The sequence below is a fragment of the Micromonospora thermarum genome, from assembly GCF_012034245.1.
GTDB lineage: Bacteria > Actinomycetota > Actinomycetes > Mycobacteriales > Micromonosporaceae > Micromonospora > Micromonospora thermarum.
In genome coordinates, this window is sequence record NZ_JAATEO010000018.1 from 83,270 (window position 1) to 104,951 (window position 21,682).

Below are 21,682 nucleotides of genomic sequence, written 5' to 3' on the forward strand. Positions count from 1 at the left end.
ACTGATTGATGGAGCGCCGATGAGTGCCGCGCCGAGCTTCATCCCTGCTCATGCCCTTGTCCGTCACGCTGCGAAATTGCTGATCATGGGTCTGCTGGCCCTGTCGAGCGCCTGCGATGACGGCGACGACCGGACGGCTGAACCCGCCGGCGTCTCAGCCAAGGCCTGCGAAGAGGTGGCCGACTTCAGAGTGGACAACGACAAGGTCGACCTCGCGCTCGTGGTCGACAACACGGCGTCGGCGGCGCGGGGCGACCTGCCGCCGGCCGCCTCGAGAGCCCTGGACGAGGCCCAGGGACGGGCGCGCGAACGCAAGAGCGCGGGACAGGTCGTGCTCATCACGGTCAACGGCGCGGGGACGCAGCCCGGTGTGGTCCGCCGGGTCGCCCTCGACCCGAGGCCTGGTGATGCGGAGAGCTCGCGCAACGCGCGTCGCGCCGTGATCTCCTGCGTCCGGCAGTGGGCGCGCGAGGCGGCTCCGCAAGCGAAGGGCAGCGACGTGCTCGCCGCCGTCACGTTCGCCGCGCGGCAGCAGGCCGGGGAGATCCTCGTCGTCTCGGACGGCGTGGCCAATGCCGGCGAACTCGACGTCAACGGCGACGCCCTGGACACCGACCCGACCGCCCTGGCTCGGGCTCTGTTGCGGGAGAAGCGGATTTCCGCCCAGACGATCGAGGGCTCCTCGATCGTCTGGGCGGGGTTGGGTGACACCGCCGAACCGCTGCCCGGCAGCGTCCGTACGGCGCTCCGAGAGCTGTGGTCGGCGATCCTCACCGAGGCGAAGGCCGACGTGACCTTCGATGACCAACCTCGCGAGTCCGGCGGTTCCGACGACACTCTCCCGCCCGACGAGGTGTCGCTGGTCCTCACGTCCTCGCCGCTGCCCTGCGGTTCACGGATCGTGGCGCCGAGCACGGTGCTGTTCAAGCCGGGCAGCGCGCAGTTGCGGCCGGGGGTGAAAGACGTCCTGCTCCCGGTGGTCGAGCAGTTGCGCGCGGACCCGGACCAGCACGCCCTGGTCACCGGCCACACCGCCGCCTACCAGTCGACCCGCTACCGGCAGCGCCTGTCCGAGGACCGTGCCCGAGCCGTCCAGACCGCCCTGCTGGAGATGGGTGCGCCGGCCGACCGAGTGGGGTTCGCCGGGTACGGGTCACGCCGGCCGCAGGTCGACGAGTTTCCCGGAGGCCGGCACGACGAGAGTCGCGCCGCGCAGAACCGACGAGTGGAGATCGACCTGATCCGGAAGGGCTGCGCGAGGTGAGCACACCTCGTTGGGCGAGCCGCCTGTTTGATGGGATCTTCCCGTCCGGCGCGGTGGAACGGGAGCGGGTACGGATCCTGCGCGCCGAACGCCCGCAGGCTGCGACCCTCCCACCGGAGGAGCTCAGCCCTGGCGAGGTCGCCGTCGCCCTCGAGACCGGGTCGACCCTCGCCCACCGCGACGCCAAGCACGCCGCCAGGCTGTTGAAGGCCCAGAAGAAGCTGGTCTCCACCGCGGCCACGTCGCAGCTGGCGTACCAGCGGCTCCAGGCGGTCAGCACGGACTCGCGGTGGGCCGGGCACACCCGCCAACTGCGGGTGGCGCAGGATCGGTCGGAGCCCGCAACCGGTGGGGACGCCGGGTTCCAGGAGGACTTCGACCCCCACCGGCCGCTCGTCGCCGAATGGTTGCTCAGCCTGGTCGAGGTGCTGTTCGTCGTCGTCGAGGTGGTCTTCTGGTACCAGGTCTTCAACGACGACGTGGAGCCGGACGCCGGACTGTTCGACGCCGAACGGATGAGCGCGATCCTGCTCGCGGTGCTCATCCCCGTCGTGGGGGTCTGGGTAGCGCGCACCATCGGCAAGCTCGCGCACCGATGGGTGGCCCGTTACCCGGGTGTCCAGCGCACCGCCAGGCTCGGCACGTTGTTCAGCGGCGTGACCGGTGTGCTGGCGCTCGTCGCCATCGCGTGGCTGGTCTTCGTGCGGTTCTCGCCCGACGAGCAGGTTTTCGCGGGCACGTCCGTGCCAGCCGTGCCGATGGCCGTGGTCTTCGTGCTCGTGCTGCTGATCGACACGGTGGCCCGTACGTTTCTCACCTCGGAGATCCGGGTGCAGAGCAACGCGCGGGCGAGGCATTTCGACCGCCTGGCCAAGCGCCTGATCGCCCAGAACGCCGCGCATGATCGCGCCTGGCTCGGCCTGCGCAGCGCCATTCAGGTGGAGCTCGACCGGTGCGAGCGGTTCGGCGTGGTCGGCGGCCTCCTTGTCCTCGACGAACGGGCGGTGGGCGGGCGCGGCGGGCACCCGCTCACCGGCGTGACGGAACGCGACGCACACACGACCTCGGCCGAGCCGGGCCTTGCCCTGCCCGACCCGACGCAGCAGCGCCTGTTCGGAGCGCCGGTCGCCCTCGCGCCACTGCGGACGATCTACGATGCGGTCAACTCGCTCGATACCTTCCGCCCGCTGACCAAGGACGAGGTCAACAGGGCTATCACCAGGCTCCGCTTGGAGCTGCACGGCACGTCGACGACCACAGCCGTGCCGCCCGCTGCCAACGGCACGGGCCCTACCCTCCCCGCGCCCGACCCCGGCGGGCCCGAACGCGGCAGGAGCAGGCTGTGATGGCGTCCGGCCGGTTGCGGCCCGGCCCGCCGCTCGTCCGGGGCACCGGGCTGCGCCCCGCGCACGGGGTCGCCCGGCGGCTCGTCCCGCTGCTGCTCCTGGTCGTGGCGCCGCTGGTCCTGTTGGGCTGGCTGGCCGTGCACACCGTGCGGGAGCAGGTGGAGCAGTCCGGACGGATCGAGGAGTACCAGTTGGTCGGGCCACGGGGACCGGCCTGCCTCCGGATGGTCATCGTCGTCGACATCTCCGGCTCGATGCTCGACTTTGCGGTGCCCCGGGACCGCGCGCTCGAGCGACTATTCACCTGGCTCAGCGCCAACCTGCGTACCGAAGACGAGCTCGCGGTGGTCGACTTCGCGGCGGAGGCGGCCACGCGGGTGCCCGCGACCGACTATCGGGCCGCCCGCCTGCCCGGTCCCACCGGGGCTGCCGACGGCAACGACACGCTGCTGCTACCTCCGATCGCGGAGGTGGCCCGGCTCGGAGCGACCGACTGCGACGTCGAGCTCATGTTCATCTCCGATGCGCTGATCACCGATCTCCCGGCGACCGCCAACGACGGTCGCCGGTTGTTGACCACCGCCGGGGTGCACGGCATCCACCTGCTGGTCCCGGGTGAGGACATGGAGATCAGCGATCAGTGGCAGGTGGCCTTCCCGGCGGCCCCGCCGATCCGTTTCGACGGCGACGACGCCGACGACACCGCGCTCGCGCTTGGCCGCGCGGTGGCGGCAGTCACCGGCCAGCGGCTGGAACGCCGTCCCGAGCCGAGGACCACCTGACCAGCAAGGAGTGCATCGTGCAGGAGTGCAGGTCACCGACGATCGACCAGGCCAGTGGCTGGATCGTCGCCGAAATCGCGCCGGAGCACAGCGCCGCGCTGACGATCGTCAGCGCGGGCTACTTCGGCAACGACCTGATCCGCCGCCGAATCGTCCAGGCGGTCTTCCGGCCTCGCCGGTGGGCGTCGCCCAACTCGGTCGACCCAGAAGCCACCATGGCCCTCATCGTCCACGTGACCCTGGTCGTGCTCAGCGGCGTCGCGACGGACCTGGTGACCGAGAGCGTCCTGGGTGCCGGTCGCGGGACGGCCGCGCGGTGGCGGCGCTGGCGGGCCCGGCGCCGGCTCGCCCGGCGCTCGCCGCCGTCCGGTGGTCAGACCCGCCTGCCGCGGCTCACCGCGACTGATGCCCGCCGGGTCGGCGAGGGCGCGCGGCGGATCGCGCTCAACGCCGGCGTGACCACCGAACAGGCTGATCTCCTTGCGATCATGCTCGCCGCCGTGCTGACCGAGCACGGCACCGCGCCCGGCGCCGCCGCACTGCCGAAGGGCTCCGCCGGTGCGGACTGAGCGCCGCGGCGTGCAGATCCTCCGGCTGAGCCCCGGCGCACTGCCGAACGCGACGACGGGCCGTTTCGTCCTACTGGTCGTCACGGCGCTGGCGAGCGCCGGCTACCTCTACGCGTGGCTGGCCGAGCAGCACGACACCATCAGCTCCGCTCCGCTGTTCTGCGTGCGCGGTGCGCAGGCCGCGCACGCCGTGCCGCCGGAGCTCCTGATCGAGTGGTACGGCGGCTGCGTCCGCTGGCTCGGCATACGCGAGGCTCTCGTCGTCGTCGAGTTCACCGGCCTCTTCGTTGCCGCTACGGTGCTCGTCTACCTCGCGTTGCCCTGGCTGAGCAGTCGCGGGCTCGTGGCGGAACACGACGCCAGCGGGTTTGTGCCGCCTGAGTGCTGGGCGCGCTACCGTGCGGAGCTGCCGCCCGGCCGGCCGGTCCCCAAGCTCTACGTCGACCTCGCGCCGGTAACCGGCGGGGCGCGGGCGTACGGGCGGATCGGCGACTACCGCGTCGTCGTCGATTCTGCCGTCCTCATGCAGGAGGACACCACGGCGCTGCGCCGTTACCTGGCACACGAGATGGTCCATCTCGACAACCGCGACGTCGATCTCACGTACGCGGCCGTGGCGGTGTGGTGGACGTTCGTGCCCTTCACGGTGCTGCCGCTCGGTTTGGTGGCCTGGCGCCAGCCTGCGCTGCTCGGCGACTTCAGCTGGCGTGTCTGCGTCCTGCTCGGGATGCTCTACCTGGTCAGGGCGTTGGTGCTGCGGACCCGGGAGTTCTACGCCGACGTCGGGTCGGTGCGGAGCCCGGCCGAAGAGGCGGAACTGGTCGCCGCACTGTCGCTGCGGGCGGCTCCTGTCACGGGACCGTGGTGGCGCCGCCTCGCTGCGTCGCGGCGCCGGTGGAACCATCCGGCCGTCGAGAGCCGTCACCGGACCCTGCGCGGCGACGACCGCTTGTTTCGAGTCGACCGGCCCGGTGCCGCCGCAGCGGGGCTGCTGGTCGGCATGGCGTACCCGCCGGCTGACTACGTCCTCTCGCTCGCCCTGCCCAACAGCGCGAACCTGCGCGGCTGGATCTGTGGCGTCATGTTCGGCGCGCTGATCGCGACGATCATCACGGGCTCCGTTTGGCGGTCGGCCCTGTGGGAGCTGGCGGGCGGCCGACGGCGGGCGGTTTGGCCGGTCGCGCTGGCCTTCGTCGGCGGGTTGCTGCTGGGCCAGGTGCTGACACCACGGCTACCCGGCCTCGGCGGCTGGGGCCGTTCGTCGCGGAGGTGCTGACGGCGCTGCCGGAAGCGGACGTGCAGGAGGCGATGGCCGCATTTCGACGGGCGACGCAGGAGTGCGCCGAGTTCAGCAGCAGCAGCGGTGATCTCTCCGGCGTCACCGTCCGGCTCGAACAGCTCAGCTTTCCGACCCTGGCCGACGAGACGGTCGCGTACCGGGTGATTGCCGCCGCTGGCGGCGGACTCGTCCTGTACGGTCACGTCGTCGCAGTCCGCCACCGCGACGTGCTGGTGTTGATCACGCTCCTGCAGGTCGGGTCGCCCGAGGTCGGGCCGACGGCGCAGATCGCTGCCAAGGCGGTCGACAAACTGAAGCGCGTGCGCCGGTAGGGGCAGCGGAACCGGGTTCCATGCGGCGACCAGGTGTGGTGGGCGGCGTGCGGAGTCCGAGTGGTTGCGGCCATTTTCCATCATCGATCCATGGCGTGGGAAAACCTGGTTGATCACTTGGATGTCCGGCGGGGCGAGGAGTATGTCCCGACGGGGGCGCGCACCGACAGCCGTACGAACCTCCTGATCGCGGAGTACAACTCGATCCGAGCCGTCGTGGCACGTCGGGAAACTCGACGCGACCGCGGACCGTAAGGCCGGAACGCTCGTCGTCAACGCGATCCACGAGGACGTCCGCTTCACCGAGGCCATGACCGCCGCCGTCTGTGCCGAGATCGAGGACCTCGCCGGGTGGCTGGGACTCGAGGCCACCGGCAGCATCTGAGCATCGGCGCGGTCAGAAGAGGGTCAGGGGCTCGACCGGGATCGGCTCCGGCAGCGGTTCGAGGTCCGGCACGCGGGCGCGTACCGCGTCATGGAAGCGGCGTGCCAGCACGGGCGCGTCGGCGTTGTCCGGGGTGTGGACGAAAACGGTCGGCGAGCGCCCCTCGCGCAGCCACCGGGCGACGACGTCCACCCAGTGCTGCCAGCCCTCGATCGTCCGCGCGTCGTCGTCGCGGCCGAGGTACCGGACGACCGGCCGGTCGGTGAGCGCGACCGACCGGCGCGGCACGCGGGGCTTCTTCGTCCAGGCGTCGCGCTCCGCGTCGCTGGTCGGCGGTCTGTCGAAGAAGGCGGTGGTGTCGAAGGGGATCCACTCGGCGGCCACGGCGGCGAGCGCCTCCTCGAGGAGCCGCGTCGCGTGATCGTCACCGAAGAACGCGGGATGGCGGACCTCGACGGCGTACCGGTGGGACGCGGGGAGCCGGCGCAGGAAACGGGTGAGCACGGGGACGTCGGCGGGCGTGAAGGAGCCCGGCAACTGGATCCAGAGGGCGTGGGCCCGCGGCCCCAGCGGCTCGATCGCGTCGAGGAAGACCCGGAGCGGCTCGTCGACGTCACCGAGACGGCGTTCGTGCGTGACGACCTTCGGCAGCTTGAGCACGAACCGGAAGTCGGGGTCGGTCTGCTGCGCCCACGACGCCGCCGTGTCGCGAGCCGGTGTCGCGTAGAACGTGGTGTTGCCCTCGACCGCGGTGCACCAGCCGGCGTAGTGCCGCAGGCGTTCGTGGGACGGCAGCGGATGCGCCAGGAGGCGTCCCTGCCACGACTTGTGCGTCCACATCGCACATCCCACGTGAAGGCGCATGCCCACATCCCTTTCCCCAGATGATCCGGCCTGACCGGCGGCCGCCCGTCAGGCGGGGGAGCCGCCCCGCTGCTCCCGGATCCGTCGCACCTCGGCCTCCACGCCGGGCGCCACGCGTTCGAGCGCCTCGTGCCACCGCCGGTGCTGGGCGGCGTTCTCCACCAGGGCGCCGCACTTCAGGCACCCGACCGGTTCGTTCGACATGCGTAGCTCCTACGTCACGGTCCCGGTCGAACGCAAGTCGGGCGGACCGGATCCGGAACGGCGATCGTCAACTTTTGGTTGACGACCTACCGCCGTCAACCTAAGGTTGACGGCATGACGGAGCCAGTGCAGATGACCAACGCCGTACGCCTCGACGACCTCATCCTGGGCATCAAGAAGGTGCACACCGACGCGCTCGACCAGCTGTCCAGCGCGGTCGTCGTGGCCGACCACCTCGGCGAGCTCGCCGACCACCTGATCGGGCACTTCGTCGACCAGGCCCGCCGCTCGGGCGCCTCCTGGACGGAGATCGGCCGGAGCATGGGAGTGAGCAAGCAGGCCGCGCAGAAGCGGTTCGTGCCGAAGTCGGGCGACACGCAGATCGACCCGCAGGAGGGCTTCAACCGGTTCACACCGCGGGCCCGCAACGTGGTGATGGCCTCCCAGAACGAGGCGCGGGCGACCGGGCACCCCGAGATCCGCCCCGAGCACGTCGTGCTGGGGCTGCTGGCCGAGCCGGAGGCACTCGCCGCGAAGGCCATCGTGGCGCAGGGGGTGTCCCTGGAGCAGGTGCGCGAGGCCGCCACCACCGCGCTGCCGCCGGCGCCGGGTGGGGAGCTGCCGGCGCTGATCCCGTACGACGCGCAGAGCAAGAAGGTGCTGGAGCTGACGTTCCGGGAGGCGCTGCGGCTCGGGCACAACTACATCGGCACCGAGCACATCCTGCTCGCGGTGCTGGAGCACGAGGACGGCACCGGCGTGCTGTCCGGCCTGGGCGTCGACAAGGCCGCCGCCGAGGCCGACCTGGTCGCTGCGATCGCCAAGACGGTCCAGCAGGCGGCCGCCAGCGAGTGAGGCGGGTCAGGCCGGTACGGCGGGGAAGCCGTACCGGGCGGCGTGCTCCGGGTCGGCCGGGTCGATCTGGCGCAGGCCGGCGTCGGCGAGGCGCTTGTTGACCTCGTCGAGCCGCTCGCGCACCAGTCGGGCCTCCTCCTCGGTGACCCGGCCCCGGTGCGGCTTGCCCGCGTGCTCGATCGTGCCGTAGTCGACCTTCTCGGCCGCCCGCCGCGTCTTCGGTGGGCGGACCCGCTCGGCGGTCTTCAGCAGCTGGGCCATCGGCACGTCGGTGGCCATCGCGTCGAACTCGCTGGCCGTCAGCACCACCCGGCGGGGCTCGCCGCCGCCGTGCCGGTCGTGGATCTCGACGACCGCGACGTCCAGGGCGGCGTCGTCGATGCTCTCCACCTCGACCGGGGTGGCGTCCAGCTGCACGGGCCCGGCCACCAGGTCAGGGTGGTCCAGGACGACGACGCGGACGACCTCGTCGTCGGGTTGGAGCACCGTGCCGCTGAAGTCGGAGACGTGGATCGTCTTCTTGCCCATGCGCGGAGCTTCTCCTGTCGTAGGCCGGTCGAAGGACCACAAGACGTTACCCGACAGGTGTGCGAAAGCCCGCGCTGGCTCGCCGCGGTGGGTCAGCGGGTGTTGAGGTTGCGCGTGGAGGTGCCGGCGGGCAGGCGGTTCAGCTGACCCCAGGTGAGCGTGGCCGTGCGGTTGCCCCGGTACGGCGGCTGGGCCGGGAACCGTTCCGCGACCCCGCTGTCCGGCCAGAGCAGCTCGGGGTCGTGTTGGTAACGGTCATTCGGCTGATTCGGCATGACCCTACCGTCCCAAAGAAAGTTGTACGTCTATGGAAATAGATATGACGGTCGATCGATGCCGCCGGTTCCCGCGAGCGGCAACCGGACCTCGAATCGACATCCTTCCGTGATGTTCCGGACCTGTACCCGCCCGCCGTGCGCCTCAACCAACCCGCGCACGATCGCCAGCCCCAGCCCGCCCGAACCGGCGGGTGCGCCGTCGCCCGGGCGCGGGGTGCGCGCCGGCTCGCCCCGGAAGGCGACGTCGAAGACCCGGGGCAGGTCCTCCTCCGGAATGCCGCCGCAGGTGTCCGCCACGGCGAGCCAGGCGCTGTCCGTGTCGCACCCGGCGTCCACCCGGACCGTGCCGTCCGACGGCGTGTAGCGGACCGCGTTGAGCAACAGGTTGCCCACCACCCGGGCCAGTTCCGGCTCGCTGGCCAGCACCGTCGGCCAGCCCGAGTCGGCGGCCTCCAGACGGACCCGGCGGGCGGCGGCCAGCGGCGCGGCGCCGGCGAGCGCGTCGGAGACCACGTCACCCAGCGGCACGGCCGACAGCGTCAGCCGCAACGCGCCGGCGTTGATGCGGGAGAGTTCGAACAGGTCGTCCACCAGGCGCGTCATCCGGTCGGTCTCCACCCGGATCCGGCGGTGGTACTCGCCCACCGTCGCCGGGTCGTCGACCACCCGGTCCTCCAGCGCCTCGGCCATCGCCCGCAGCCCGGCGAGGGGGGTCCGCAGGTCGTGCGAGACCCAGGCGACGAGATCGCGCCGTCCCTGCTCGATCCGCCGTTCCCGCTGCCGGGCCTGATCGGCCCAGACCGCCGCGGCGGCCAGGCGTCGCCCGAACAGCCAGCCCACCGCCAGGCTCACCACCGCCGCCGCGGCCACGGTTATCAGGACCACGTCCCGGTCGTGGGCGGAGAGGAACATCGCCTCGGCGACCACCGCGACGCCGGCCACCACCGCCGTCACCGTGACCGCCAGCAGGGCGACGATGTGGACGGTGACGGACCGGCCGCGCAGCAGGCGGAGGGCGAGCGCGCCGACCGCGCCCACGCCGAGTGCCGCAAGGAGCGCGAACGCGAAGATCAGCGCGAGGTCACGCATCGCCGGGCTCGTAGCGGTAGCCGACGCCCCACACGGTCACGATCCGCCGGGGGTTCGCCGGGTCGGCCTCGACCTTCTCGCGCAGTCGCCGGACGTGCACGGTGACCGTGGACTGGTCGCCGAAGCTCCAGCCCCACACCCGTTCCAGCAGCTCGGCCCGGCGGAACGCCCGCACCGGGTGCCGCATCAGGTGCACCAGCAGGTCGAACTCCCGCACGGTCAGGGTCAGCTCGGTGCCGTGCAGCCGGGCCACCCGGGGGCCGGTCTCGACCACCAGACCGCCGTCGCGCAGCACGTCGGGCGGCGCGGTGGCCGGCTCGCCGCCGGTCCGTCGCAGCACGGACCGGACCCGCAGCACCAGCTCGCGGGGGGAGAAGGGCTTGCCCAGGTAGTCGTCGGCCCCCAGTTGCAGGCCGAGGATCCGGTCGGCCTCGTCGCCGCGCGCGGTGAGCATGATGATGGGTACGCCGTCCGGCCGTGCGCGCAGCCGCCGGCAGACCTCCAGGCCGTCGAGCCCCGGCAGCATCAGATCGAGCACCACGAGATGCGGCGGCTCGGTCGCCACGGCGGCGAGCGCCGAGACGCCGTCGCCCACGTGCGTCACGTCGTAGCCGGCGTGCTCCAGGTAGCGGCAGACCACGTCGCTGACCGTCCGGTCGTCGTCGACGACCAGCACCCGCTGCGTCACCGGACCTCCCTCGTGTCCGCACAGCCTAGCCACGCGCGGCCGGCGCAATCCTTGCGAGCCGCTTACGCGTCGGCGCAGTGACCGCGGTCTCTTGGCAGATACCCCCAACAACGGCACCGGCCACGCGGCCGGCGCGGACCACCACGCCGAGGAGACGGGCCACGCCGGGCAGCCGGGCCACGCCGAGGAGACGGGCCACGGCGGGCACGTCGCCCACGGCCGGTACTGAGCCGGACCGGGTCGGCCGGTCCAGCCCCGTCCGGCTGCCTCGGGCGGCGGTCCGTACGGGCACCGCGGGGCTGGGCCGTCGGCGTACGGTGATCACCGGAGGGACGACAGGGGCCGGAGGTGAGGAGCCGATGCGCGACCGGCGGCTCCACCTGCACCTGGCCACGTGGCTCGGCCAGTGGCCCGCCGGCCCCGGCCTGCACGTCGTCGGATCCCACCGCCGCGCGCAGCCCGCCTGGGACGGCCGGCTCCGCCCGGCGATCGCCGTCGCCGCCGGGGCGAGCACCGTGCTGTCCGTGGCGCCGGACCGGGTCGCCGCCGTCCGCGACCTGACCCGGGGCTCCACGCGGCGGCTGCTGTCCGGCCTGCCCGCGGCCGTCGGCCACCCCGGGTGGGCGGTGCACGACGACGTGTTCCGGTGGAGCCTCGCGCCGACGCCGCTGCCGGACGTCGGGGAGTGGGTCCCCCCGACCACCCCGGGCCTGCCGCCCTGGCTGCGGCTGTTCGACCGGCCGGTGCTGGTGGTGCGGGACGAGCGGGGACGGTGCCTGTCAGGCGTGGGCATCAAGCGGCACGACGCGTACGGCCACGAGCTGGCGGTGGGGACCGTACCGGCGGCGCGCGGGCGCGGTCTGGCGCGGCGGCTGGTCGCCCAGGCGGCCCGCCGTGTGCTCGACGAGGGGGCCGTGCCGACGTACCTGCACAACCGGCGCAACGCCGCCTCCGCCCGCGTCGCCGAGGCGGCCGGCTTCCCCGACCGGGGCTGGCGGTCGTTCGGCGTCTACCCGAGCTGACCGTCGGCAGGGCGCGGACCGGAGTTCCCGGGCCGGATCCCCGGTCCGCGCCCTTCCCCCCAGGCCCCGTGGGCATCCGGCGGGCGGGCCGGACACCGTATCGGTCACGCTACGTATCCATCGCTTCGACGGCAAGGGTGGCGCGTGCGGGTCGGAGTGTCGAGAAACAGACTTTGACCTGGGCGGGAGCGGTCAGGCGCTGATTCGGAGCGGTGATGCGGTGTGTGACGGACGCTGCCGGCAGCCCGCCGTGCCCGTGGTGCCGTACGCGGCGGCGATCGGTATGGTCGGTGGGCGGACGATGGCGGGCGGAGGTGAGGGCTCGGTGGAGCGTTCCACAGGTGCCGGGTCCGGCGAGGACCCCGGCCGGGTCACCCTGCGTCCCGCCGGCGAACTCGACATCTCGACGGTGGGCACCCTCGAGGCGGCGCTCACCGACGCGCTGGCCCGCCCGAGCCTGCGTGAGATCGTGGTCGACCTGGCCGAGGTGCGCTTCCTCGACTCCAGCGGCGTACGCGTGCTCGTCCTGGCCGCCACCGCCGCCCGGGAGCGGGACGCGGTCCTGCGGGTGACCGATCCGCAGCCGGTGGTGGCCCGCGTCCTGCAGATCACCGCGGTGGGTCCGCTGCTCGGCCTGGCCGACCCGCTCCGCGCCGACGGTCCCACCTGGCGCCGCCTGACCTGAGCCGGCGGTCAGGGTTCGGTGTCGGCCGCGGCCCGCTCGGACCACTGCACGAGTAACAGCGTGGCGTCGTCACGGGTCGGCCCGGCCTGGTGGTCGCGTACCGCGTGGCTGATCCGCCGCAGTGTCTCCGGTCCCGGCAGGCCGGAGCGGATGTGCCGCTCGGCGAGGTCGGCGAGGCGCGGCAGGCCGAACAGGTCACCCGCCGTGTCGCGGGCCTCGGTCACCCCGTCGGTGTGCAGCAGCAGCCGGTCACCGCGCTCCAGGCGGACCTGCGCCACGTCCGTACGGTCGTTCCGGAGGCCCAGGGGGAGACGCCGCCCCTCGGTGAGGGTCTGCACGGCCCGCCCCCGGCGCAGCAGGACCGGCGGTGGATGCCCCGCGTTGACGTACCGGAGCACACCGGTGTCCGTGTCGAACTCGGCGAGGACGGCGGTCACGAAGCGGGCGTCCGTCCACTGGCCGGCGATGGTGACGTCGACCGCCCGGGCCAGCCCGGTCAGGTCGGCGCCGGCCCGCCGGGCGGAGCGCAGCGCAGCCAGCGCGACCGAGGTGGTGAGCACCGCCGGCAGGCCGTGCCCCACGCCGTCGAGGAGCGCCAGCGACACCGTCGCACCGTTCAGGGCGTAGTCGAAGGCGTCGCCGCCGACCTCGTAGCAGGGTTCCAGCAGGGCGCTGATCGTGGTGTCCGCGGTGCTGAAGGTGAGCGGCGGGAGGAGTTGCCACAGCAGTTCGGCGGAGACCGCCATCGATTGGCTGCGACGGGCGCGGTGCAGGCCGTCGCCGTACCCGATCTTGCTCGTCACCAGGTGACCGATCAGGCCGGCGATCAGGCGGAGGCCGTCGCGCAGCGCCTCGTCGGCAAGGTCGGCGTCCTCGGGCGGGAACGCCACCAGCAGTCCCAGCCGGTCGGTGCCGTTGACGATCGGCAGCCAGAGCCGGGGCGGCGGACCCTGTCCGGCGTGCACCGCCACCTGGGTGAAGGCCCGCCCGGCGAGGCTGGTGTCGATCGGCAGGGGCTCGGCTGCCGGGCGGCCGGGCTCGGGCAGGGGGCGCAGGTCGCACTGCTCCGCGTCGACCAGGTAGACGGTCACCGAGACCCGGAGCGGCCGGAGAACGGCGTTCACGGCGACCGGCAGCTCGTCGGGCGGCAGCCGGTGCGATCGGTCGGCGAGGTCGGCGAGCGCCCGGAGCCAGGGTTCGGTCGCGGTCATCCGACCCGCATACCCAAACCCGCCCGGTCCGATGCGCGGCGGCGGTGCGGGGCCGGGTCCGCCCGGACCCGGCCCCGCGCCCGTCCCCGGCCGGATCCCGGCGACCGGGGACGGGCGGCGCTCAGCCGGCCAGGCCGAGGGCCTCGGCGGCGGCGCGCCCGTTGGCGTGGCTCGCCCCGTACGTGGTGACGAAGGCGCGGACGCCGACCGGCCGCCACTGCGCGGGCCAGCCCATCTCGACCACCGCCACCGGGTGCTGCGCGGCCAGCGCGGTGACCAGGTCGGCGGCGCCCGGCAACCGGTGCAGGTGGCGGCCGACCAGGACGATCGGCCGGTCGCCGGCGAGTCCGCGCAGGGTCGCCGGGTCGGTCTCGGCGGCCACCACCCGCAGTTCCTCCGCCTCGGCGAGGTGCGGGCCGAGGCCCCACGGCACCCGTCCCTCGGCGATCGTGGAGGTCGAGTGCAGCTGCACCACGAGGGGGCGGTCCAGCCCGGTCAGCACGCCCTCCACCCGCACGGCGCGGCGCGCGGCCGCGTACCCCAGGTCGGTCGGCGCGGCCTCGACGCTGCCGGCGGCCCGGGTCCAGGCGGCGAGGTCGGCGGCGCGGCCGGCCGCCTCCTCGACGCGTGCCCGGTCCAGCCGGCCGTCGCCCAGCGCGGTGACGATCTCCGCCGCGACCTGTTCCACCAGCTCGGCGTCGACCTGCGCGCCGATGCAGAGCAGGTCCGCCCCGGCGGCGAGGGCCCGGACGGCGGCGGGGCCGACGCCGCCGGCGGCGACGGCCGCGCCCTTCATCTCCAGGGCGTCGGTCACGATCGTGCCGGTGAAGCCGTACTCGCCCCGCAACAGGTCGACCAGGACCGCGCGGCTGAAGGTGGCCGGGCCGTCCCCGGTCAGCACGGGGACCCGGATGTGCGCGGTCATCACCGCGCGCACCCCGGCGGCGACGACCGCGGCGAACGGCGGCAGGTCCCGCTCGCGGAGGACGTCCACGGGCACGTCGACGGTGGGCAGCTCGTAGTGGGAGTCGGCGACGGTCGCGCCGTGCCCAGGGAAGTGTTTGGCGCAGGCGGCGACGCCGGCGGCCTGGAGCCCGGCCACCGCCGCGGCGGCGTGCGCCGCGACCTTCACCGGGTCGGCGCCGAACGAGCGGGTGCCGATCACCGGGTTGTCGTCGGCGCTGTTCACGTCCACGGTCGGGGCGAGGTTGACGGTGATGCCGAGGGTGGCGAGTTCCGCGCCGATCGCCTCGTGGACGCGTCGGGTCAGCGCCACGTCGCCGATCGCGCCGAGCGCGGCGTTGCCCGGGTACGGGCTACCGGTGGCGTGGGCGAGCCGGGTGACGTCCCCGCCCTCCTCGTCGATCGCGATCAGCACGTCCGACCGGGCGGCGCGCAACGTGGCGGTGCTCGCCGCCACCTGCGCCGGGTCGTGGACGTTGGTGCCGAACAGGGTGTGCCCGGCGAGCCCTTCGCCCACCAGGTCGACGGCCCAGTCCGGCGGGACCGGGCCCGGGTACGCGGCGAGCAGCGTGCCCAGCGCGAGCCGGCGGAGTCCTGGATCCAGCCCCACTGATCTTCCCCTTTCGGTGCCCGGTGGCACGGACGTCGTACCGGAGGCCGTCGCCGGCTACCGGGTCGGGCGAACACCCCGGTCACGGGTGGCCGATACGCTACGGCTACCCGTTCGCAGGTCGGTTTACAGTTAGCAAACTTTACAGAATCTCGAGGACGTGGCATGAGTGCGACCCGGCTCCCCGGCACCCCCCGTCTGTTGCGGGCGCTCAACGACCGCGCGGCACTGGAACTGCTGCTGGAGCGCGGCCCGCTGACCCGGGCCCGACTGGGCGAGCTGACCGGGCTCTCCAAGGTCACCGCGTCCCAGTTGGTCGAGCGCCTGGAGGAGCGCGGGCTGGTCACCCGGGTCGGCGAGCAGGCCGGCGGGCGGGGCCCGAACGCCCAGCTCTACGCCGTCCGGCCGGGCAGCGCACACGTGGTGGGCGTCGACGTCGGGGCGGACCGGGTGGTCGCCGCCTGCGCGGACATCACCGGGGCGGTCATCGGCCGGGTCGAGCAGTCGACGCGGGACACCGACGACCCGGTGGGCGTGGTGCACAACGCGGTCGTCCAGGTGGCGAGCAGCGCCCAGGCGCAGCTGTCGAGCGTGCGGCGGATCGTGCTGGGCACCCCCGGTCTGGTGGACCCGACCACCGGCGACATCACCTTCGCGTTCAACCTGCCGCGCTGGCACGCCGGCCTGCTCGGCGCGCTCCGGGACGACCTGCACACCCCGGTGGTCTTCGAGAACGACGTCAACCTGGCCGCGATGGCCGAGGCGCAGTCCGGCGCGGCGCAGGGCGTACCCGACTTCGTGCTGGTCTGGGTCGACGCCGGCGTCGGTCTGGCGATCATGCTGGGCGGGCGGCTGCACCACGGCAGCGCCGGCGCCGCGGGTGAGATCGGCTACCTGCCGGTGCCCGGCGCGCCCATCCCGCGCGACGTCTCCCGCCGGGCGAAGCCGGCGTTCCAGCAGCTCGTCGGCGCCGACGCGGTCCGCGCGCTGGCTGACGAGCACGGGTACCCGGGCGACACGGCGGCCGGTGCGGTGCGCGCGGCGATCGCCGACGGCGCGGCCGGCGGCCCGATGCTCGACGAGCTGGCCCGCCGGCTCGCGCTGGGCGTGGCCAGCACCTGCGTCGTGCTGGACCCGCCACTGGTGGTGCTCGCCGGCGAGGTCGGCCAGGCCGGCGGGACGGCGCTCGCCGAGCGGGTGCAGCACGAGGTCGCGGCGATCACACTGGTCCGCCCGAGGGTGGTGCCGACCGGGCTGACCGAGGAGCCGATCCTGCGGGGTGCCCTGCACACCGCCCTGGAAGCCGTTCGGGACGAGGTGTTCGGCTCCACGGTCGGCTGACCGGGTGTCGCCGCCGTCCGCCATGTGAAGGAATATTTCACCCCTGGCTGGCGGGCTGCAAGCTCTTGCCGCAGCTCGCCGGCCGGGCGACGTGCCTCAGAGGAGATCGCGACGGCGGAACACCGCGAAGGCCGCCGCGGTGAGGCCGCCGGCGAGCAGCAGCAGGACCACGAGGCCCGATGGCCAGGTCAGCGTGTAGGTGCCGTCGCAGAACCCGGCGAAGGGATCCGTGCAGGCGTTCCGGTCCCAGAACTGCGCCCGCCCGGCCAGCCAGGCACCCAGGTAGCTGGAGAGCATCAGCTGGTCCGGGCGGGACACCTCCAGGATCTCCAGCACCAGCCGGGCACCCAGTTCCCAGACCACCGCGTACGCGGCGACCGCGCCGAGCGCCGCCGAGGTGTGCCGGCCCAGCGTGGCGATGGCGAAGCCGATCACGGTGGCCAGCAGCACGACGACCAGGCCGCGCGCCCAGACGGCCCCCAGGTCGGACCAGAACTCCGCGTCCACCGGACCGACGTGGCCGTCGACGAGGGCGATCATCCAGAACGTGGCGAGGTACGCCACCGTGGCCAGCAGGGACAGCAGCAGCACCGCCGCCATGAGCGTGCCGAGCTTCGCGCCGAGCACGGCGATCCGGCGCGGTTGCCACAGCAGCAGGTTCACCACCCCGCCCGAGTTCAGGTCGGCCCCGATGTAGGAGGCCCCGACCAGGAAGCCGAAGAGCACGAGGAAGGCGATCAGGAAGTACAGGAGGGGTCGGGTGTCCTTGCTGAAGGTGAAGACGCCGACGAGATGGTCGGCGGCCACCGGCAACCGCTCACGCAGGCCGGGATCCACCTCGCTGCAGTCGGCGGGGTAGTAGCTGCCGTCGAAGGGCTCGGCCGGCAACTCGCCCCGCTGCCGGGCCAGGCACCGCTCGTGGAGCAGATCCATCTCGCGCCGCTCGCTGTCGGCCTTCTGCTGGGCGACCGTCATCTCGCTCGGGCTCGGCTGGTGGGAGATGGCCACGTTCGTCAGCGCGGTGACGCCGAACGCCAGCACCAGCAGCACGACCATCAGCTGGACGAAGCGCCGGGCCCCGAGGCGCTCCAACTCGGCACGGACCAGGTTCACGCGTCCACTCCTCTGCGGTCCAGGTCGATCTCGCCGTCGCGGGCGTCCGCGCCGGATTCCGGGGAGCCGTCCACCTGCCGGGGCACCGCCGGGTGCCCGGCCGGCCCGGTCAGCTCGAGGAACACGCTTTCGAGATCCGGCCGGAGCGGTGTCAGCTCGCGGACCCAGGCCCCCTGCTCGCCGAGGGTCCGGCTGACGGTGGCGCCGTCGTCCACCCCGTGCACCACCAGGTGGTCGGGGTGCTCGGTGACCGTGAGCCCGGCCGCGCGCAGCAGCTCCGCCGCCCGGTCGGGCTCGTCGACCCGCACCAGCACCTCGTGGCGGTCGAAGCCGGCCAGCACCTCGTCCACCCGCCCCGCCGCGACCCGGCGGCCCCGCGAGATGATCGTCACGTGGTCGCAGATCAGCTGGATCTCGGCCAGGATGTGGCTGGAGAGCAGCACGGTCACGCCCGAGTCGGCCAATGTCCGCACCAGGTCCCGCATCTCCCGGATGCCGGCCGGGTCCAACCCGTTCGCCGGTTCGTCGAGGATCAGCAGCTCCGGGCTCTTGAGCAGGGCCGACGCCACCGCCAGGCGCTGCTTCATGCCCAGCGAGTAGCCCTTCACCCGCTCGTGGCCCCGATCGCGCAGGCCCACCTGCTCCAGCACCTCGTCGATCCGGGACGTCGGTACGCCGCCGGCGCGGGCCAGCAGCCGTAGCGTCCGGTGGCCGGTGAAGTTGCCGAAGAACTGCGGGCTCTCCACGATCGCGCCCACCCGCCCGGCGACCCGGGGCAGGCGGTCCGGCGCCGGCTCCCCGAGCACCCGCATGCGGCCGTCGTCGGCCCGTACCAGCCCGAGCAGGGCGCGCAGCGTGGTCGTCTTCCCCGATCCGTTCGGCCCCAGGAACCCGTGCACCTGGCCGGCCTCCACGAGCAGGTCGAACCCGTCGACCGCCACCCGACGCCCGCGCCGCAGGCTGTGGAACGTCTTGCGCAGACCCTCGATCTCGATGACCGCGCTCATCCGCGCAGCTCCGGGCTCCGAATGGGCATCGGCGGTCCTCCGGTGGGGGTGATCAACGACACGGCGCCTCAGCCTAGGCCCGGCACGCCGCCCGTGGGGGGCACCGCGGCGGTGCGTGGTTGGATGGGCTCGTGACTGGTGACCTGATCCCAGGCGCCCCCGGCGCCGCTGCCGCCCCCTCGCCCGTGGACGCGGATCTGGTGGTCAACCTCGACGGTGTCGCCGTACGCCGCTCCGGCACGGCCCTCCTGCACGACCTCGACTGGCGTGTCGAGCTGGACGAGCGGTGGGTGGTCCTCGGCCCCAACGGCGCCGGCAAGACCACCCTGCTCAACCTCGCCGCCGGGCGGCTGCACCCCACCACCGGCACCGCCCACGTGCTCGGCGAGCGGATCGGCCGCACCGACGTGACCGAGCTGCGGACCCGCATCGGGCTCTCCACCGCCGCCCTCGCCGAGCGGATCCCCGCCGACGAGCGGGTCGCCGACGTGGTGGTCACCGCCGCGTGGTCGGTCGTCGGCCGGTGGCGGGAGAGCTACGACCGCGGCGACGAGGCCCGCGCCCGGGCCCTGCTCGGCCAGCTCGGGGTCGGCGCGCTCGCCGACCGCCCGTACGGCACTCTCTCCGAGGGCGAGCGCAAGCGGGTCCAGATCGCCCGGGCGCTGATGACCGACCCGGAGCTGCTGCTCCTCGACGAACCCGCCGCCGGGCTCGACCTGGGCGGCCGTGAGGACCTGGTCGGCCGGCTCGCCGAGCTGGCGTACGACCCGGACGCCCCGGCGCTGGTGCTGGTCACCCACCACGTGGAGGAGATCCCGCCCGGCTTCACCCACGCGCTCCTGCTGCGCGAGGGCGGCGTGGTGGCGCAGGGGCTGCTCGGCGACACGCTGACCGGGGACAACCTCTCCAAGACCTTCGGCCTGCCGCTGCTGGTCGAACGCCACGGCGACCGGTACACCGCCCGCGCCGCCTGAGCCTCTCCTCGACACCGGGGAGGTGTCCACGTGCCGCAGACCCGCGTCGTCGTCGTGGGCAGCGCCAACATGGACCTGGTGGCGACCGCCCCGGCCCTGCCGAGGCCGGGCGAGACCCTGCTCGGCACCGACTTCCTCATGGTGCCGGGCGGCAAGGGCGCCAACCAGGCGGTCGCCGCCGTCCGGGCCGGCGCGTCCTGCGCGTTCCTCGGCGCCATCGGCTCCGACTCGTTCGGCGTCACCCTCCGCGCCCGGATCACCGCCGCCGGGGTGGACACCAGTCACCTGCGGGTGGCGTACGGCACCTCGGGCGTCGCGCTGGTCATGGTCAACGCCGAGGGGGAGAACGCCATCCTGGTCAGCCCGGGCGCGAACGCCACGCTGACCGCGCTGACCGAGCCGGAGCTGACCGCCGTACGCGAGGCGGACGTCCTGGTCGCGCAGCTGGAGATCCCGGTCGAGACGGTGACCGAGGCGGCCCTGGCGGCCCGTGCCGCCGGCACCCGCGTGGTCCTCAACGCCGCTCCCGCCCGGCCCGTGCCGCCGGAACTGCTCGCCGCCACCGACCTGCTGGTCGTCAACGAGAGCGAGGCGCAGGCGCTCACCGGCCGGGGTCGGGAGGAGCCGCACGCCCTGCTCGACCTGGCACCGCGCGCGGTGCTCACCCTGGGCGCGTCGGGTGCGTGGTACGGCGACCGGGACGGGACCGCCGTGCACGTGCCGGCGGTCCGGGTCGAGGTCGTCGACTCGACCGCCGCCGGCGACGCGTTCACCGCCGCCCTCGCCGTGGGGTGGGGCGAGGGACGGGACATCGTGGACGCGGTGCGCTGGGCGGCGGCCGCCGGCGCGGCGTGCGTCCGGCGGCTCGGCGCCTCCGTGGCGCTGCCCCGCCGCGCCGAGATCGACGAGCTGTACCAGCCGGGCTGACCGCCGGCCGGCGTGTGGCCGCGCCGCACCACGTCGGTCGGCCGGTCCGTGGCGGGTTGCGCTACGCCGGCCGGTCGCCCGCCGTCCCGGTGCGAAAGGCCCGGCGGTACGCCGACGGCGACGTCCGCATCGCGCGGGCGAAGTGGTGCCGGTACGTGACCGGGGCGTCGAAGCCGACCGCGCCGGCGACCTCCTCGACCGGGGCGTCGGTCGTCTCCAGCAGCGCCAGGCTGGCCCGGATCCGCTGGTCCACCAGCCACCGGATCGGGCTGGTCCCGGTGGCCCGCGCGAAGTGCCGCAGGTACGTGCGGGACGACATGTGCGCCTGCGCGGCCAGCCGCGCCACGGTGAGCGGCTCGGCGAGGTGCGCCAGCGCCCACGCCATGCTCCCGGCGATCCGGTGGTCTTCCGGGTCGACCGCCACCGGCGCCTCGATGAACTGCGCCTGCCCGCCGTCGCGGTGCGGCGGGATCACCAGGCGGCGGGCGACCGCGTTGGCGACCGCCGCGCCGTGGTCGCGGCGGACCACGTGTACGCACAGGTCCAGTCCGGCGGCGCTGCCGGCGCTGGTGAGGATGTCGCCGTCGTCCAGGTAGAGCACGTCCGGGTCGACCGTGACGCGGGGGTGCCGGCGGGCCAGCCGGTCCGCGTACCGCCAGTGGGTGGTGGCGCGGCGCCCGTCGAGCAGACCGGCGCCGGCGAGGGCGAACGCCCCGGAGCAGATCGACATGATGCGGGCGCCGGATCGATGTGCCCGGCGCAGCGCGGCGACCAGTTCCGGCGACGGGGCGCGTACCAGTCGACGTCGAACTCGGGTCGGGGCAGCCCGAACACCTCGGTGACGATGCCCGTCTCGAAGACCGACATCCCGGGGTACGCGAGGACGGCGACGCTGCGGTCGCCGGGGGCCCGGAGCGGCATGGCGGAATGTTAGCGGAGAACGGCGTACGCGCCACTCGTCCGCACGCGCGGCTCGGCCGAGGATCGACGGCATGACACGTACCTTCGCCATGCCGGCCGCCGCGCCGACCGTCGCCGCCTGGGACCAGGGGCACGTGCCGGGTGCCGTGCACCTGCCGACCGCCGATGTCGCGGCCCGTGCCGCCGGGCTCGTACCGGCCGGATCGCGGGTCGTCACCTACTGCTGGGGTCCGGGCTGCAACGGCGCGACGCGGGCGGCGCTGGAGTTCGCCCGGCTCGGGTACGCGGTCAAGGAGATGCTCGGCGGCTACGAGTACTGGGTCCGCGAAGGGCTCCCCGTCGTCACGCCGGGCGGGCTCACCCGCCGGCCGGTCGACGTGCTGACCGCGCCGCGCGCCGCGATCACCTGCGACTGTTGATCCCTGCCGCCGCCGCCCGCCGGGCG

General features: G+C 73.8%; 24 protein-coding genes and 1 pseudogene. 14 read left to right on the plus strand and 11 right to left on the minus strand.

Annotated features, from left to right (window positions below):
* Positions 1–85: 85 nt before the first annotated feature.
* Genes HCJ94_RS17655 through HCJ94_RS17680 form a run of 6 tightly spaced genes read left to right on the plus strand, consistent with a single transcriptional unit; the run spans position 86 to position 5,572 of the window.
* Complete coding sequence (locus HCJ94_RS17655) at positions 86–1,264, plus strand: OmpA family protein (RefSeq protein ID WP_240944312.1); 1,179 nt, start codon at positions 86–88, stop codon at positions 1,262–1,264.
* Positions 1,261–2,610, plus strand: a complete 1,350-nt coding sequence (locus HCJ94_RS17660; RefSeq protein ID WP_168002126.1) for a hypothetical protein — start codon at positions 1,261–1,263, stop codon at positions 2,608–2,610. The genes HCJ94_RS17655 and HCJ94_RS17660 overlap by 4 nt, the downstream gene beginning before the upstream one ends.
* A complete protein-coding gene (locus HCJ94_RS17665) occupies positions 2,610–3,392 on the plus strand; it encodes a vWA domain-containing protein (protein WP_168002127.1) in 783 nt (260 codons plus the stop codon). The genes HCJ94_RS17660 and HCJ94_RS17665 overlap by 1 nt, the downstream gene beginning before the upstream one ends.
* 17 nt (positions 3,393–3,409) lie before the next feature.
* Positions 3,410–3,961, plus strand: coding sequence for a hypothetical protein (locus tag HCJ94_RS17670; protein WP_168002128.1), 552 nt, complete (start codon positions 3,410–3,412; stop codon positions 3,959–3,961).
* Positions 3,951–5,237, plus strand: coding sequence for a M48 family metalloprotease (locus HCJ94_RS30310; protein ID WP_168002129.1), 1,287 nt, complete (start codon positions 3,951–3,953; stop codon positions 5,235–5,237). The genes HCJ94_RS17670 and HCJ94_RS30310 overlap by 11 nt, the downstream gene beginning before the upstream one ends.
* Positions 5,231–5,572, plus strand: coding sequence for a hypothetical protein (locus HCJ94_RS17680; RefSeq protein ID WP_168002130.1), 342 nt, complete (start codon positions 5,231–5,233; stop codon positions 5,570–5,572). The genes HCJ94_RS30310 and HCJ94_RS17680 overlap by 7 nt, the downstream gene beginning before the upstream one ends.
* A 397-nt stretch (positions 5,573–5,969) precedes the next feature.
* On the opposite strand, the gene HCJ94_RS17685 is transcribed toward HCJ94_RS17680, so the two are convergent.
* Both HCJ94_RS17685 and HCJ94_RS17690 read right to left on the minus strand, forming a co-directional pair.
* Positions 5,970–6,821 carry a DUF72 domain-containing protein gene (locus HCJ94_RS17685; protein WP_168002131.1) on the minus strand — a complete coding sequence of 284 codons (852 nt, stop codon included), beginning with the start codon at positions 6,819–6,821 and terminating at the stop codon, positions 5,970–5,972.
* Positions 6,822–6,869: 48 nt separating this feature from the next.
* Positions 6,870–7,025 carry a hypothetical protein gene (locus tag HCJ94_RS17690; protein ID WP_168002132.1) on the minus strand — a complete coding sequence of 52 codons (156 nt, stop codon included), beginning with the start codon at positions 7,023–7,025 and terminating at the stop codon, positions 6,870–6,872.
* A 114-nt stretch (positions 7,026–7,139) separates the two neighbouring features.
* Between HCJ94_RS17690 and HCJ94_RS17695 the strand changes: the two genes are divergently transcribed.
* Positions 7,140–7,880: a Clp protease N-terminal domain-containing protein gene (locus HCJ94_RS17695; protein ID WP_168002133.1), complete on the plus strand. Its 741-nt coding sequence runs from the start codon at positions 7,140–7,142 to the stop codon at positions 7,878–7,880.
* 6 nt (positions 7,881–7,886) lie between these two features.
* On the opposite strand, the gene HCJ94_RS17700 is transcribed toward HCJ94_RS17695, so the two are convergent.
* The 4 genes from HCJ94_RS17700 to HCJ94_RS17715 form a co-directional block, all read right to left on the minus strand.
* Entirely contained in the window at positions 7,887–8,408 is a 522-nt protein-coding gene (locus tag HCJ94_RS17700; protein WP_168002134.1) for a hypothetical protein, read from the minus strand.
* Between the two features lie 92 nt (positions 8,409–8,500).
* Entirely contained in the window at positions 8,501–8,683 is a 183-nt protein-coding gene (locus HCJ94_RS17705; RefSeq protein WP_168002135.1) for a hypothetical protein, read from the minus strand.
* Positions 8,684–8,713: 30 nt separating this feature from the next.
* Positions 8,714–9,775, minus strand: a complete 1,062-nt coding sequence (locus HCJ94_RS17710; RefSeq protein WP_168002136.1) for a sensor histidine kinase — start codon at positions 9,773–9,775, stop codon at positions 8,714–8,716.
* Positions 9,768–10,463: a response regulator transcription factor gene (locus HCJ94_RS17715; protein ID WP_168002137.1), complete on the minus strand. Its 696-nt coding sequence runs from the start codon at positions 10,461–10,463 to the stop codon at positions 9,768–9,770. Before HCJ94_RS17715 ends, HCJ94_RS17710 begins: the two co-directional genes overlap by 8 nt.
* A 91-nt stretch (positions 10,464–10,554) precedes the next feature.
* Here HCJ94_RS17715 and HCJ94_RS17720 point away from each other — a divergent pair, with 91 nt between their 5' ends.
* The 3 genes from HCJ94_RS17720 (at position 10,555) to HCJ94_RS17730 (ending at position 12,170) form a co-directional block, all read left to right on the plus strand.
* On the plus strand, positions 10,555–10,692 hold the full coding sequence (locus HCJ94_RS17720; protein WP_168002138.1) for a hypothetical protein: 138 nt from the start codon (positions 10,555–10,557) through the stop codon (positions 10,690–10,692).
* A gap of 130 nt (positions 10,693–10,822) precedes the next feature.
* The gene (locus HCJ94_RS17725) at positions 10,823–11,485 is read left to right on the plus strand and encodes a GNAT family N-acetyltransferase (RefSeq protein ID WP_168002139.1); all 663 of its coding nucleotides are present in this window, start codon (positions 10,823–10,825) and stop codon (positions 11,483–11,485) included.
* A gap of 325 nt (positions 11,486–11,810) precedes the next feature.
* Positions 11,811–12,170: an STAS domain-containing protein gene (locus HCJ94_RS17730; RefSeq protein ID WP_168002140.1), complete on the plus strand. Its 360-nt coding sequence runs from the start codon at positions 11,811–11,813 to the stop codon at positions 12,168–12,170.
* Positions 12,171–12,178: 8 nt separating this feature from the next.
* Here the strand turns inward: HCJ94_RS17730 and HCJ94_RS17735 are convergent, their stop codons facing one another.
* Complete coding sequence (locus HCJ94_RS17735; RefSeq protein WP_168002141.1) at positions 12,179–13,381, minus strand: PP2C family protein-serine/threonine phosphatase; 1,203 nt, start codon at positions 13,379–13,381, stop codon at positions 12,179–12,181.
* Positions 13,382–13,502: 121 nt separating this feature from the next.
* Positions 13,503–14,954, minus strand: coding sequence for a glycoside hydrolase family 3 N-terminal domain-containing protein (locus tag HCJ94_RS17740; protein ID WP_168002142.1), 1,452 nt, complete (start codon positions 14,952–14,954; stop codon positions 13,503–13,505).
* A 165-nt stretch (positions 14,955–15,119) separates the two neighbouring features.
* Here HCJ94_RS17740 and HCJ94_RS17745 point away from each other — a divergent pair, with 165 nt between their 5' ends.
* On the plus strand, positions 15,120–16,295 hold the full coding sequence (locus HCJ94_RS17745) for an ROK family transcriptional regulator (protein WP_168002143.1): 1,176 nt from the start codon (positions 15,120–15,122) through the stop codon (positions 16,293–16,295).
* A 96-nt stretch (positions 16,296–16,391) separates the two neighbouring features.
* On the opposite strand, the gene HCJ94_RS17750 is transcribed toward HCJ94_RS17745, so the two are convergent.
* Positions 16,392–17,408, minus strand: a complete 1,017-nt coding sequence (locus tag HCJ94_RS17750; RefSeq protein WP_168002144.1) for an ABC transporter permease subunit — start codon at positions 17,406–17,408, stop codon at positions 16,392–16,394.
* Positions 17,405–18,415 carry an ABC transporter ATP-binding protein gene (locus tag HCJ94_RS17755; protein ID WP_168002145.1) on the minus strand — a complete coding sequence of 337 codons (1,011 nt, stop codon included), beginning with the start codon at positions 18,413–18,415 and terminating at the stop codon, positions 17,405–17,407. The genes HCJ94_RS17750 and HCJ94_RS17755 overlap by 4 nt, the downstream gene beginning before the upstream one ends.
* Before the next feature lie 131 nt (positions 18,416–18,546).
* On the opposite strand from HCJ94_RS17755, the gene HCJ94_RS17760 reads away from it, so the two are divergent.
* Positions 18,547–19,389 (plus strand): ABC transporter ATP-binding protein, encoded by an 843-nt coding sequence (locus tag HCJ94_RS17760; RefSeq protein ID WP_168002146.1) that lies wholly within the window; start codon positions 18,547–18,549, stop codon positions 19,387–19,389.
* Between the two features lie 30 nt (positions 19,390–19,419).
* A complete protein-coding gene (locus tag HCJ94_RS17765) occupies positions 19,420–20,316 on the plus strand; it encodes a ribokinase (RefSeq protein WP_168002147.1) in 897 nt (298 codons plus the stop codon).
* A 61-nt stretch (positions 20,317–20,377) separates the two neighbouring features.
* Here the strand turns inward: HCJ94_RS17765 and HCJ94_RS17770 are convergent.
* Positions 20,378–21,237, minus strand: a pseudogene (locus tag HCJ94_RS17770) (helix-turn-helix domain-containing protein).
* A 71-nt stretch (positions 21,238–21,308) separates the two neighbouring features.
* Between HCJ94_RS17770 and HCJ94_RS17775 the strand changes: the two are divergent.
* Positions 21,309–21,656 (plus strand): rhodanese-like domain-containing protein, encoded by a 348-nt coding sequence (locus tag HCJ94_RS17775; RefSeq protein ID WP_168002148.1) that lies wholly within the window; start codon positions 21,309–21,311, stop codon positions 21,654–21,656.
* The last annotated feature ends 26 nt before the right edge of the window (positions 21,657–21,682 follow it).

Excerpts from the sequence above, each read along its gene's own strand:
- HCJ94_RS17655 (WP_240944312.1), top strand. The coding sequence starts at position 86 with ATGGGTCTGCTGGCCCTGTCGAGCGCCTGCGATGACGGCGACGACCGG.
- HCJ94_RS17665 (WP_168002127.1), top strand. The coding sequence starts at position 2,610 with ATGGCGTCCGGCCGGTTGCGGCCCGGCCCGCCGCTCGTCCGGGGCACC.
- HCJ94_RS17685 (WP_168002131.1), bottom strand. The coding sequence starts at position 6,821 with ATGCGCCTTCACGTGGGATGTGCGATGTGGACGCACAAGTCGTGGCAG.
- HCJ94_RS17690 (WP_168002132.1), bottom strand. The coding sequence starts at position 7,025 with ATGTCGAACGAACCGGTCGGGTGCCTGAAGTGCGGCGCCCTGGTGGAG.
- HCJ94_RS17695 (WP_168002133.1), top strand. The coding sequence starts at position 7,140 with ATGACGGAGCCAGTGCAGATGACCAACGCCGTACGCCTCGACGACCTC.
- HCJ94_RS17700 (WP_168002134.1), bottom strand. The coding sequence starts at position 8,408 with ATGGGCAAGAAGACGATCCACGTCTCCGACTTCAGCGGCACGGTGCTC.
- HCJ94_RS17705 (WP_168002135.1), bottom strand. The coding sequence starts at position 8,683 with ATGCCGAATCAGCCGAATGACCGTTACCAACACGACCCCGAGCTGCTC.
- HCJ94_RS17710 (WP_168002136.1), bottom strand. The coding sequence starts at position 9,775 with ATGCGTGACCTCGCGCTGATCTTCGCGTTCGCGCTCCTTGCGGCACTC.
- HCJ94_RS17725 (WP_168002139.1), top strand. The coding sequence starts at position 10,823 with ATGCGCGACCGGCGGCTCCACCTGCACCTGGCCACGTGGCTCGGCCAG.
- HCJ94_RS17735 (WP_168002141.1), bottom strand. The coding sequence starts at position 13,381 with ATGACCGCGACCGAACCCTGGCTCCGGGCGCTCGCCGACCTCGCCGAC.
- HCJ94_RS17745 (WP_168002143.1), top strand. The coding sequence starts at position 15,120 with ATGAGTGCGACCCGGCTCCCCGGCACCCCCCGTCTGTTGCGGGCGCTC.
- HCJ94_RS17755 (WP_168002145.1), bottom strand. The coding sequence starts at position 18,415 with ATGAGCGCGGTCATCGAGATCGAGGGTCTGCGCAAGACGTTCCACAGC.
- HCJ94_RS17775 (WP_168002148.1), top strand. The coding sequence starts at position 21,309 with ATGACACGTACCTTCGCCATGCCGGCCGCCGCGCCGACCGTCGCCGCC.